The sequence below is a fragment of the Polaromonas sp. P1_G2 genome, from assembly GCF_056405515.1.
Genome location: NZ_JBFUBY010000239.1, coordinates 1 through 11,392 on the forward strand (window position 1 = coordinate 1; position 11,392 = coordinate 11,392).

Consider the following 11,392-nt stretch of genomic DNA (forward strand, 5'->3'; position numbering starts at 1 on the left):
CCTGTCGCCCGTCCAAGCCTGCGCAGGCAGGCTTGGAGCCGCGGGCTCCAGCCCCTCGGGGGCGCTGCGCCTGCGGCCCGGCAAAGCCGGTTCCGCGGCCCTTGCTTGAAAAGAAGAGCCCCCACGTTCGCCCGCTGCGTGTAGCTCTCTGCCCCTAGGGGGGCGCTGCGCCTGCCATCTGGCAAAGCCAGTCCCGCGGCCCCTGCTTGAAGGGGGAAACCMCGTACGCCCTCAACGGCACAGACTTGACGACCGCGTCTTACAGGAAGAGGATGTAAGCGCTGACCGGAAACCCCTGAGTTTCCGCGCCTTAATGATTCGTTGATGCAACGCAATGCATGAAAGGACTCGCCATGAAGCACTTTGAAATGACCAAAAAAATGCTCAGTATGGGCGGCACGTTTTACCCCACCGGCTACGCCTTCATCATGTTCCCGGACGCCGAGGATGCCAAACAGGTGGCCCAGGAACTGGAAGTGAGCAGCGACGGCGTCATGCTGCTGACGCCGGAAGAAGTCATCGAGAGCATCAGCCCCGCCGACGGCCATTCGGACGTGCGCCTGCCGCGTGTCGGCACCGAAGGCGCCACGGTCCATAAATACGTGGACCTGGCCCGCGAGGGCCACCATGCGCTGATGATTCCCGTGCCGAACAAGGAGACCACGGAGCGCATCATGACCGTGGTGCGCAAGGTGCCCTTTTCCTACGCGCAGAAGTACCACAGCCTGGCCATCGAAGACCTCGAATAGCGCCCTGCAGTAGCGCCTGTCCTGCAGAGGCCAAGGGGCAATCGCCGCTGTCTGAGAAATCCGGCCCGGCTTTGAGGCACACTGCGCCTCATGCCCCAGCCCAGCCATCCCGCCTCCACACCCACACCGCGCGCGCAGCAACTGATTGAACAGCTGCAACTCCAGCCCCACCCTGAAGGCGGCTGGTATCGCGAGGTGTTCCGCTCCGAAGGCCAGGTCATGCCGCAGGACGGCAGGCCCGCGCGCAGCGCCCTGACCTCGATTTATTTCCTGCTCGAAGCCGCGCAGCACTCGCGCTGGCACCGCGTGCTGTCCGACGAGGTGTGGGTTCACCTGGAAGGCTCGCCGCTGGAACTCTGGACCTGGGACGCGGCGGACAGCCGCCTGCACGGCGCGATGCTGGGCCCTGTGAGCGCCGCCACCATTCCCCAGCACGTCGTCGCGGCTGGCCTGTGGCAAGCCGCCAGGCCCAACGCCGGAGACACAGCGGGCCACACGCTCGTGGCCTGTATGGTCGGACCGGGATTTGATTTTTCGGATTTCCGGATGATGGAGCCGGGGGGCAGCGAAGCCCGGCGCATCGCTGCCGAGCACCCGCAACTGGCATCCTTGATCTGACCTCACAACATTCAAGAACCTCGAGAACCCCATGATCGACCTGCACTACTGGCCCACGCCCAACGGATGGAAAATTTCCATCATGCTCGAAGAATGCGGCCTGCCCTACCGCCTGGTGCCCGTCAACATCGGCAAGGGTGAGCAGTTCACGCCGGAGTTTTTGGCCATCAGCCCCAACAACCGCATGCCGGCCATCGTCGACCATGCGCCCGCCGGCGGCGGCGCCCCCGTGCCGGTGTTTGAAAGCGGAGCCATCCTGCTCTACCTGGCCGAAAAAACCGGCCGCTTCCTGCCCACGGGATTGCGCGAGCGCTACCAGGCCCTGCAATGGCTGATGTGGCAGATGGGCGGGCTGGGCCCCATGGCGGGGCAGAACGGCCACTTTCTTTTGTACGCGCCCGAGAAAATCCCCTACGCCATGGAGCGCTACGGCAAGGAAGTGGACCGGCTTTACGGCGTGCTCGATGCCCAGCTGGCGCGCACGGGCACACATGTGGCCGGCGCCGATTACTCCATTGCCGACATGGCCATTTTCCCCTGGGTGTGCACGCACAAGGCCCAGCAGGTGGATCTGCAAAAGTTTCCCCACGTGCAGCGCTGGTACGACGCCTTGTTTGAAAGGCCCGCCGTCAGGCGCGGACTGGACCTGGGCAAGGAGCTGCGCGCGCCGGCGCTGACCGAAGAGGCGCGCAAAGCCCTGTTCGGGCAGACCGCGCAAAGCGTGCGCGAAGGCGCTCACAAGCGCTTCCTGATTTCCCCCACAAAGAGACAGACCATGATTGAATTTTTCTTCGACTGCTCCAGCCCCTGGACTTACATCGCCTTTCGCAATATCCAGCCGTTGGCGGCCGAGCTTCAGGAAACCATAGCCTGGAAGCCTGTGCTGGTGGGCGGGATCTTCAACAGCGTCAACAAGGGCATTTACGCAGCGCGCGAAGACATGGACACCCCCAAAAACCGCTACACGCTCAAGGACGTGCAAGACAACGCGCGCGAAGCGGGCCTGGAGATCGCCTTCCCGCCCAAGGTATTCCCGGTCAACAGCGTCAAAGCCATGCGCGGCTGCCTGTGGATCGCGCAGGATACGGCGGCCAGGCCGCACTACCTGGCCTTCATTGAGGCCACTTTCGCGGCCTATTTCACGCGCGAGGAAGACATCTCGCAGGACGAGGTGCTGGCCGCCATTTGCCGGCAAGTGGGCATTGACGCTGAAGCGTTCGCGGCGGGCATCGCCACATCCGGCATCAAGGAGCAGCTCAAAGCCAACACCGACGAAGCCATACGCCGAGGCGCCTTCGGCTCACCCACCTTTTTTGTCGGCGAGGACATGTATTTCGGCAACGACAGGCTGGCGCTGGTGCGCTCGGCCGTGCTGCGCGCCAGGGCCAAAAATTAAGAGCGTGCGCCCAAACCCATCACAAAGAAACGCCACCATGCACATCGCCATCCTCACCTTCGAAGGCTTCAACGAACTCGACTCGTTGATCGCGCTCGGCATCCTCAACCGGGTCAAGCTGCCTGGCTGGCGAGTCTCCATCGCCAGCCCGGCAGCGCGCGTCCGGTCCATGAACGGCGTAGTGCTTGAAGCGCAAGCCTCGCTTGCCGAGGCCGGCACGGCCGACGCGGTCATCGTCGGCAGCGGCATGCGCACGCGCGAAGTGGTCGCCGATGCGGCCTTGATGGCGCAATTGCGGCTGGATCCTTCACGCCAGTTGCTGGGCGCGCAGTGCTCGGGAACGCTGGTGCTGGCAAAACTGGGCTTGATCAATGGCGTGCCGGCGTGCACCGACCTGACGACCAAACCCTGGGTCGAGGAAGCCGGTGTCGAGGTGTTGAACCAGCCTTTTGTGGCCAGGGGCAATGTTGCCACGGCGGGCGGCTGCCTGGCGTCGCAGTACCTGGCCGCCTGGGTGATTGCCCGCCTGGTGGGCCTTGAAGAGGCACGCAGCGCGATGCACTACGTCGCGCCCGTGGGAGAAAAAGAAGACTACGTCGCGCGCGCGATGAAGAACATCACGCCTTTCATGGACACGGCGCTGGCCACGGCCTGAGGCAGCACTAGTGGCTTGCGCCTGGTGTTGTGGCTGAGGCGGCCGCGCCGGAGCGCTCCAGCACATGGCGGGTCATGGACTGCGCGAGCTCGTGCTCGCCGAGGAAAACCTTGCCGGCCTTCTCGCTGGCTAGCAGCCGCGCTTCGGCCTCGTTGTGGGTGCGCACCACGATTTCAATGGCGGGGTTGAGCGCCCGCGCCGTCGCCACCATCTGCCGCACGTCCAGCGTGTCGGGTGTGGCGATCACCAGCATGCGCGCCTGCGCGATGTGCGCCTGCACCAGCACCTCGGCCTCCACCGCGTCGCCCGACACGGCGGCTATGCCCTGCGCCCGTAGCCGCTCCACCGCTTCGCGGTTCTGCTCGGCCACCACAAAAGCGATGTGATTTTCCTTGAGCGCCTCGGCGATGCGACGCCCCACCCGCCCGTAGCCGACCAGCACCACGTGGTGCGACAGATATTTTTCGTCGGTGGTGGCCGGCAACTCGGCGGTCGGGTCGTCGCGCGCTTCGAGCTTGCGTGCCAGCGGCGACTTGGCCAGTATCCATTGCTGCAGCGGCTCCACCGCCTTGAACACCAGCTGGTTGAGCGCGATCGAGATCAGGGCGCCGGCCAGTACCAGGCTTTGCCCCTCGGGCGGCAGCAGGCCCAGCGAAGCACCCAGGCCGACCAGGATGAAGGAGAACTCGCCGATCTGCGCCAGGCTGGCCGAGACCGTGAGCGCGGTGTTGAGCGGGTAGCGGAAGGCCAGTACCAGCACGCCGGCCGCCAGCGTCTTGCCCACGATGATGATGCCGACCACGGCCAGCACCTGCAGCGGCCGCTCGAGCAGCACCCAGGGGTCGAACAGCATGCCCACCGACACGAAGAAAAGCACGGCGAAAGCGTCGCGCAGGGGCAGCGACTCTTCGGCGGCCCGGTGGCTGAACTCGGATTCCCGCATCACCATGCCGGCGAAGAAGGCGCCCAGCGCGAAAGACACGCCGAACAGCGCCGTTGCRCCGAAGGCGATGCTCACGGCGGCGGCCACCACGCACAGCGTGAACAGCTCGCGCGAACCGGTGCGCTGCACCTGCCACAGCACCCAGGGGAAGAAGCGGCGCCCCACCACCAGCATCAGGGCCACAAAACCGCCCACCTGCAGCAGCGTGATGCCCAGCGKTTTCCACAGCGCGTTGACGTCGGCATCGACTTTGCCCGACAGCCAGCCGCCCAGCGGCGGCAGCAGCACCAGCACCAGCACCATGGCCAGGTCTTCGACGACCAGCCAGCCCACGGCGATACGCCCGTTGACCGAATCGAGGATGCCGCGGCTCTCGAGCGCACGCAGCAGCACCACGGTGCTGGCCACCGAGAGCGACAGGCCGAACACCAGCGCACCGCCGAGGTTCCAGCCCCACCAGTGCGCCAGGCCCATGCCCAGCGCGGTCGCCACCGTCATCTGCACGACGGCGCCGGGCACCGCGATCTTGCGCACCGCCAGCAGGTCGTCGAGCGAGAAATGCAGGCCCACGCCGAACATCAGCAGCATCACGCCGATTTCGGCGAGCTGGCTGGCGATCTCCGCATCAGCCACAAAGCCGGGCGTGAAGGGCCCGATGATCACGCCCGCCAGCAGGTAACCCACCAGCGCGGGCAAACGAAGCCGCACGGCGAGAAAACCAAAAATGAGGGCGAGGCCCAGGCCGGCGGCGATGGTGCTGATCAGGGAGACGCTATGGGGCATGCGAGAGGGATTCCTTCTGGTAAAGGTGAAGAACCCTTTCAGGCTCCAAGGAAGGCCTGCGACGCAGCCCGGCAGGCGGGCTGTCCCCGTAGAACACGTTCAATGAATTTACTACAGTTGCGCGGCCGGGCATCCGCCAAAACCCCCACGCCCTTGCAGGACGTTTGCCATGGAGAGGGCCAAACGAGCCCTCGCCATCGAGGGTAAACCAGGGGGCCGGCGGCATGGCGCTGCCTACAATTGCCGCATGCCGACTTCAACGCCCTCCGTCACGCGAAACCGGCTGATCGGCTACTGGTGGGCGCCGTTGATGCTGATCGCGGTAGTGCTGGCTGTAGCCGCCTACCTGCATCCCTACCAGCCGCTGGCACTCTCGGACATTTCGCCCCAGGTGGTCGCCACGGCCGCCGTGCTGGACCCGTCGTTCGGCAAACCCGTCACACGCTCATTCAAGTACGCCACCCGGCGCAGCTATTCCTCGCCGGCCGGACTGGTGGAAGTGGAAATCCGCGTGACGCTGCAACCCATGGGGAATGGCCTGGTCATGCGCCAGGACGACTGGTATGACCTGGGAGGCCGCAGCGTGATCTACCAGGAGCGCTACGTCCTTTTTCGCAACCTGTTTTCGGTGCATACGCGCAGCCGCGAAGTCGCGCCGCTGGTGCATGACCTGCTGGGGCGGGTCGGCTGGTACAACGACTCCGCTGAATCCCTCAGCGGCAAACCCGAAGGCGGGGCACCCGACTCCACCGCATGGAAGCTGGACCTGCTGATGGACCGCTTATCCGACACAGACGGCAAGAGCCTGACGCTGCAAACCACGCGCTACCAGCGCCGCCAGCATTGCGAGCGCTCGGGCCAGGTGGACGGCACGGGCATAGGYGCCGGCTTCAGCGGCGCCTATCCGAAGATCAGTTGCCGCAGCCATGCCAGCGAGCAGTCCGCCGAACGCCGGTCGGAGCACGTGTGGCTGCCGGAGCACGGCATCTTCCTGTCGCTGGGTTTCCAGCAAGCGGCGGAAACGCCGGAAAAACCCGACACCGCGCTCGAGGTCAAGGGACGCTATGTTTCTTTCGAAGCCCTGCCCTGAGTTTTTCGCGTAGCCCTCAGGCGCGGCGGTAGCCGGGCCATAAAAAAACCCGCCGAGGCGGGTTTTCAACAAGCGCAGCAAACGCGCTAGAGGCGCCAGCGGCACTCAGCCCATGTGCAGGCCGCCGTTGAGCGAGAAGTCAGCGCCAGTGGCATAACCGCCCTCTTCGGAAGCGATCCACGCAATGATGGAAGCGATTTCTTCGGGCTGGCCCAGGCGCTTGGCCGGAACGCCTGCCACGATTTTTTCCAGCACGTCGGGGCGTATCGCCTTGACCATGTCATGACCTGCTTGGTCACATTGAACATGCTGTTGAGGTTGGTGGAAATCACCGCGTCCCAATCGGCCTTGCTCATCTTGCGGAACTGGCCGTCGCGCGTGATGCCGGCGTTGTTGACCAGCACGGCCACCGGGCCGTGCTCCGCCTTGACCTTGTCGAAGGCCGCGACGGTGGAATCCCAGTCGCCGACATTGCCGACCGAGGCGTAAAAAGTGTGGCCCAGCGCTTTTTGCTCGTCAAGCCACTTGGTGTAGTCGCGCGTGGGGCCGCAGCCCGCGATCACCGTGAACCCGTCTTTCGCCAGGCGCTGGCAGATGGCGGTTCCAATGCCGCCCATGCCGCCCGTGACGTACGCTACTTTTTTTGCCATTGCGATCTCCTTGAATGATTTTGTGAATTCTCTGAATACCGTAGAACTGTTCCACTGCGTTCCCTGAACGCTATCGCTTCGTATGCACGATGTGTGCCTGTTGGAACATTGTTACCGCAAGCTCAGCGTTCCAGTGTGAGGGCAACCCCCATGCCGCCGCCTATGCACAGGCTGGCGATGCCCTTTTTAGCGTCGCGGCGCGCCATCTCGTGCAGCAGCGTCACCAGGATGCGGCAGCCGGAGGCGCCGATCGGATGGCCGATGGCGATGGCGCCGCCGTTGACGTTGACCTTGCTGGTGTCCCAGCCCATTTCCTTGTTGACCGCGCAGGCCTGGGCCGCGAAGGCCTCGTTGATCTCGAGCAGGTCCAGGTCCTGGGCTTTCCAGCCCGCACGCTGCAGCGCCTTGGTCGAGGCCGGCACCGGGCCCATGCCCATGTAGGCCGGGTCCAGGCCGGTGGTGGCGTAGCTGGCGATGCGCGCCAGCGGCTTCAGGCCCAGCGCCGCGGCCTTCTTGGCCGTCATGACCATCACGGCAGCGGCGCCGTCGTTCAGGCCCGAGGCATTGCCGGCCGTCACGCCGCCAGCTTTGTCAAAGGCCGGGCGCAGGCCGGCCAGGCCTTCGGCGCTGGTCTTGCGGTTGATGAACTCGTCGGCAGCAAACACCACCGGGTCGCCCTTCTTCTGCGGGATGGTAATGGGGATGATTTCATCCTTGAACTTGCCGGCGTCCTGCGCGGCCGCGGCCTTGGTCTGGCTGGCCAGGGCCAGCGCGTCCTGCGCCGCGCGGTCAATGCCGTATTTCTTGGCGACGTTCTCGGCGGTGATGCCCATGTGGTACTGGTTGTAGACGTCCCACAGGCCGTCGACGATCATGGAGTCGACCATCTTCCAGTCGCCCATGCGCTGGCCGTCGCGCGAGCCGTTGAGCACGTGCGGCGCGGCGCTCATGTTCTCCTGCCCGCCGGCGATCACGATTTCGCTGTCGCCCGTGGCCACGGCCTGGGCCGCCAGCATCACCGACTTGAGGCCGGAGCCGCAGACCGCGTTGATGGTCAGGCCAGGGATGCCGTTGGGAAAGCCGGCCTTGATGACGGACTGGCGCGCCGGGTTCTGGCCGACACCGGCCGCGAGCACCTGGCCCAGGATGACTTCACCGACCTGGTCGGCGCTGAGGCCGGAGCGCTCCAGCACGCCCTTGATGACGGCCGCGCCGAATTCGGTCGCGGGAATCTTGGCCAGTGAGCCGCCGAATTTACCCACGGCGGTGCGGCCGGCTGCAACGATAACGATGTCTTCCATGATGTGTTTCCCTTATGAAGTTTCGGAGATGGTTTTTAAAAGATGATGACAGAGCTGCGCATACTGGGCCTCAGGCCCTGGCCTTGACGTAGCGGCCCGGCGCGGGCTCTATGACCTGGTGCTTGCGGCTGCCGTAGGCCTTGGGCGCTGCAACCTGCTTGCCGGCATGGCCCTTGAGCCAGTCCGACCAGTCCGTCCACCAGCTGCCGGGGTGCTCGGTCGCGCCCTTGAGCCATTCGGCCTGGGTGGCGGGGTATTTGCCCTGGGGCAGCTTGTCGCGCGTCCAGTAACTGCGTTTTTTCTTGGCCGGCGGGTTGATCACGCCGGCGATGTGGCCCGAAGCGCCCATCACAAAACGCTTGGGGCCCGGCAGGTGCTGGGTGGAGGCATAGGCGCCGCCAACCGGCACGATGTGGTCTTCGCGCGAGCCGTAGAGGTAGACCGGGATGTCGACCTTGCGCAGGTCGACCTTCTGCCCGCAAACCACGGCCTTGCCGGGCTTGACGAGGTTGTTCTCGAAATAGGTGTTGCGCAGGTACCAGGCGTAAAAAGGCCCGGGCAGGTTGGTGGAGTCGCTGTTCCAGTAAAGCAGGTCGAAGGGCGGCGGTGTTTCGCCCTTGAGGTAGTTGCCCACCACGTAGTTCCAGACCAGGTCGTTGGGCCGCAAAAAGCTGAAAGTGGAGGCCAGGTCCTGGCCCTTGAGCAAGCCGCCCTGCCCCATCTCGGCCTCGCGGTACTTGACCGAGGTTTCGTCGATGAAGATGTCCAGGATGCCGGTGTCGCTGAAGTCGAGGAAGGACGTGAGCAAAGTGGCGCTGGCCACCGGCTTCTTGCCGCGTGCGGCCAACACAGACAGCGCCGTGCCCAGGATGGTGCCGCCGACGCAAAAGCCCAGTGCGTTGAGTGTCTTGGCGCCGGTGATCTCCTGCACCACCTCGATGGCCTTGATGGCGGCATGCTCGATGTAGTCGTCCCAGGTCTTGCCGGCCATGGACTCGTCGGGGTTGCGCCAGCTGACCACAAAGGTGCGGTGGCCCTGGCTGACCGCATAGCGGATCAGCGAGTTCTCGGGCTGCAGATCAAGTATGTAGAACTTGTTGATGCAGGGCGGGATCAGCAGGAAGGGCTTTTCGTAGACCTTGGGCGTCAGCGGCTTGTATTCGAGCAGCTGGAAGAATTCGTTTTCAAACACCACCGCGCCTTCGGTGGTGGCGACGTTCTTGCCGACCTCGAACACACGTTCGTCGGTCATGGAGACGTGGCCCTGCTTGAGGTCGTGCAGCAGGTTGGTGATGCCCTGGGCAATGCTTTCGCCCTGGCTCTGGATGGCTTTTTGCTGGGCCTCGGCATTGAGCGCCAGGAAATTGCTGGGCGCGGTGGCAGCCATCCATTGCTCGACGGCAAAGCGCACGCGCGCGCGCGTCTTGGCGTCGGCCTGCACGGCGTCGGCCAATTCCATCAGGGTGCGCGCGTTCAGCAGGTAGGTGGAAGCGGAGAATTTCGAGAACGGGTTGGTCTTCCAGGCTTCATTGGAAAACCGCCGGTCGGAGGCCACGAGGGTGTCGGCGCCGTCCTGCAGGCCCTGGTTCCACAGGGCTGAAGCATCCGCGATGTAGCGCTGCTGCAGTTCCTGGAGCTTGGTTGGGTCGAACTGCAGCAGGGGCTGGCCCTGGTCGCCATTCAAGCCCTTGGGGAAGCCCAAGCCAGGCGGCATGCCGCCGGTTGCCATCGCGCCCATGGCCTGTTGCAGGCCCGCGGCAAAGGTCTCTTGCATCTGACGGGCCGCCTGGGCCCGGTTTGCGTCAGAATTCATCTGTCTCCCCGATCATGTTGAGTCTCGGTGACTCTTTTGAGCACACCATCAGTATCGTAGGATTTGCTTTAAAAATTCCTGACCGCACGCAGAGTTTCAAGTATTTATGTATTTGGTTGTCATCGCCTGGATTTACGTGGTGCTCATGATGAGCGTTGCCGAAGCTACCAACAGTAACGGCACGGTCCTCGGGGCGGTGTTTACCTTTGTACTCTATGGACTGGGCCCTGTGGCATTGGTGGTTTACCTGATGGGCGCGCCCGCGCGCAGCAAGGCGCTCAAAAAGCGCGCGGCACAAGAGCTCCTGCAGCAAACTGCAGATGCGGAGGCCGCCCGTGAAAAAGCCGCCGAAGTCCCCGCGCCCGCCGTGGAAGAAGCCCCCAAAATCCCCTGAGCTTCAGGGCTTGCGCGGTTTGGCCGCTTCGCCGTAATGCTGCAGACACAGTTGCCGCGTCAGCTGCACCAAAAAGCGGCTCACGCGCGTGGCCGGCCGCGCCTTGGGCACGGCAATGCACAAACGGTTGCGGATTTGCGGTGCATGGATGGCCGCCATAAAGGGCGGCGCGGCATGTGTCCATTCACGCACCGCACTGGCCGGCAGCACCGTGGCCGCCACGCCGCGCGCCACCAGTGACAGCACGGTCTTGATCGAATCGACCTCGGCGACCACCTTGAGCCGGTAGCCCCGCGGCTTGATTTCACTCTCAAGCAGTTGGCGCAGGGAGTTGGGTTTGCTCGGCAGCACCAGGGGCAGCGCCGCCACGTCGGCCAGGCGTATGCGCGCGGGCAAGGGCGTTGAGGCCATCAGCACCAGCGATTCGCGCGCCACCGTCTCGATGTCCAGCAACGGCGATGCGGGTGGGTCGAAGAGCACGGCCACGTCCAGCCGCCCCGCGACCAGACCCTCGCGCAGGCGGATGCTCAAGCCCTCTTCCACGCTGATGGCCGCATCCGGAAATTCAGCCCGGAAGCGTTCCACCAGATCGGCCGTCATGGCATGCGCGACGCGGGGCGGCAAGCCCAGGGTGATGCGCCCGCTGGGGACCAGTTGCCGATCGCGCATGTCGGCGCGGGCCCGCTCCGCGAGTTCAAAAATGCCGCGCGCGTGTTGCAACAGGGCCAGCCCTGCGGCGGTGGGCTCGGCGCCGCGACCGGTGCGGGTCAGCAGGCGGTGGCCGGTTTCCTGTTCCAGCGTGGCGATCTGCTGGCTCAGCGCCGGCTGCGACATCACCAACGCGGCGGCGGCCTTGCTGAAGCTGCCGGCTTCAGCCACGGCCACGAAATATTCAAGACGGCGCAGGTCGATGGCGGGCTCCTGGAGAGGGTTCTCCTCATTCTAGGGTCATTGCTATTTCCGATAGCTGATATCCAAAAACAGGTGCACCGATTACGGC

General features: G+C 64.6%; 9 protein-coding genes and 3 pseudogenes. 7 read left to right on the plus strand and 5 right to left on the minus strand.

What is annotated here, in order from left to right; all coding sequences use genetic code 11:
* Positions 1-353: 353 nt before the first annotated feature.
* The 5 genes and pseudogenes from AC1D0P_RS19920 (at position 354) to AC1D0P_RS19940 (ending at position 3,418) form a co-directional block, all read left to right on the plus strand.
* Positions 354-749 (plus strand): RNA-binding protein, encoded by a 396-nt coding sequence (locus AC1D0P_RS19920; protein WP_477678340.1) that lies wholly within the window; start codon positions 354-356, stop codon positions 747-749.
* A gap of 90 nt (positions 750-839) precedes the next feature.
* Positions 840-1,367 carry a cupin domain-containing protein gene (locus AC1D0P_RS19925; protein WP_477678341.1) on the plus strand — a complete coding sequence of 176 codons (528 nt, stop codon included), beginning with the start codon at positions 840-842 and terminating at the stop codon, positions 1,365-1,367.
* Positions 1,368-1,398: 31 nt separating this feature from the next.
* Positions 1,399-2,094, plus strand: a pseudogene (locus AC1D0P_RS19930) (glutathione binding-like protein); the annotation flags it as partial.
* 63 nt (positions 2,095-2,157) lie between these two features.
* A pseudogene (locus tag AC1D0P_RS19935) lies at positions 2,158-2,763 on the plus strand (DsbA family protein); the annotation flags it as partial.
* Between the two features lie 37 nt (positions 2,764-2,800).
* Positions 2,801-3,418: a DJ-1/PfpI family protein gene (locus tag AC1D0P_RS19940; protein WP_477678342.1), complete on the plus strand. Its 618-nt coding sequence runs from the start codon at positions 2,801-2,803 to the stop codon at positions 3,416-3,418.
* 7 nt (positions 3,419-3,425) lie between these two features.
* On the opposite strand, the gene AC1D0P_RS19945 is transcribed toward AC1D0P_RS19940, so the two are convergent.
* Positions 3,426-5,144 (minus strand): cation:proton antiporter domain-containing protein, encoded by a 1,719-nt coding sequence (locus tag AC1D0P_RS19945; RefSeq protein ID WP_477678343.1) that lies wholly within the window; start codon positions 5,142-5,144, stop codon positions 3,426-3,428.
* Positions 5,145-5,391: 247 nt separating this feature from the next.
* Between AC1D0P_RS19945 and AC1D0P_RS19950 the strand changes: the two genes are divergently transcribed.
* Positions 5,392-6,234, plus strand: a complete 843-nt coding sequence (locus AC1D0P_RS19950; RefSeq protein ID WP_477678344.1) for a hypothetical protein — start codon at positions 5,392-5,394, stop codon at positions 6,232-6,234.
* A 105-nt stretch (positions 6,235-6,339) separates the two neighbouring features.
* Here AC1D0P_RS19950 and AC1D0P_RS19955 read toward each other — a convergent pair.
* The 3 genes and pseudogenes from AC1D0P_RS19955 to phaC all read right to left on the minus strand — a co-directional run bounded on the left by AC1D0P_RS19955 (position 6,340) and on the right by phaC (position 9,998).
* Positions 6,340-6,884, minus strand: a pseudogene (locus AC1D0P_RS19955) (SDR family NAD(P)-dependent oxidoreductase).
* 122 nt (positions 6,885-7,006) lie between these two features.
* A complete protein-coding gene (locus AC1D0P_RS19960) occupies positions 7,007-8,185 on the minus strand; it encodes an acetyl-CoA C-acetyltransferase (protein WP_477678345.1) in 1,179 nt (392 codons plus the stop codon).
* Positions 8,186-8,255: 70 nt separating this feature from the next.
* Entirely contained in the window at positions 8,256-9,998 is a 1,743-nt protein-coding gene (gene phaC / locus AC1D0P_RS19965) for a class I poly(R)-hydroxyalkanoic acid synthase (RefSeq protein WP_477678346.1), read from the minus strand.
* Positions 9,999-10,104: 106 nt separating this feature from the next.
* On the opposite strand from phaC, the gene AC1D0P_RS19970 reads away from it, so the two are divergent.
* Positions 10,105-10,392, plus strand: coding sequence for a hypothetical protein (locus tag AC1D0P_RS19970; RefSeq protein ID WP_477678347.1), 288 nt, complete (start codon positions 10,105-10,107; stop codon positions 10,390-10,392).
* A gap of 3 nt (positions 10,393-10,395) precedes the next feature.
* Here the strand turns inward: AC1D0P_RS19970 and AC1D0P_RS19975 are convergent, their stop codons facing one another.
* Entirely contained in the window at positions 10,396-11,304 is a 909-nt protein-coding gene (locus tag AC1D0P_RS19975) for a LysR substrate-binding domain-containing protein (protein WP_477678348.1), read from the minus strand.
* Positions 11,305-11,392 lie beyond the last annotated feature (88 nt).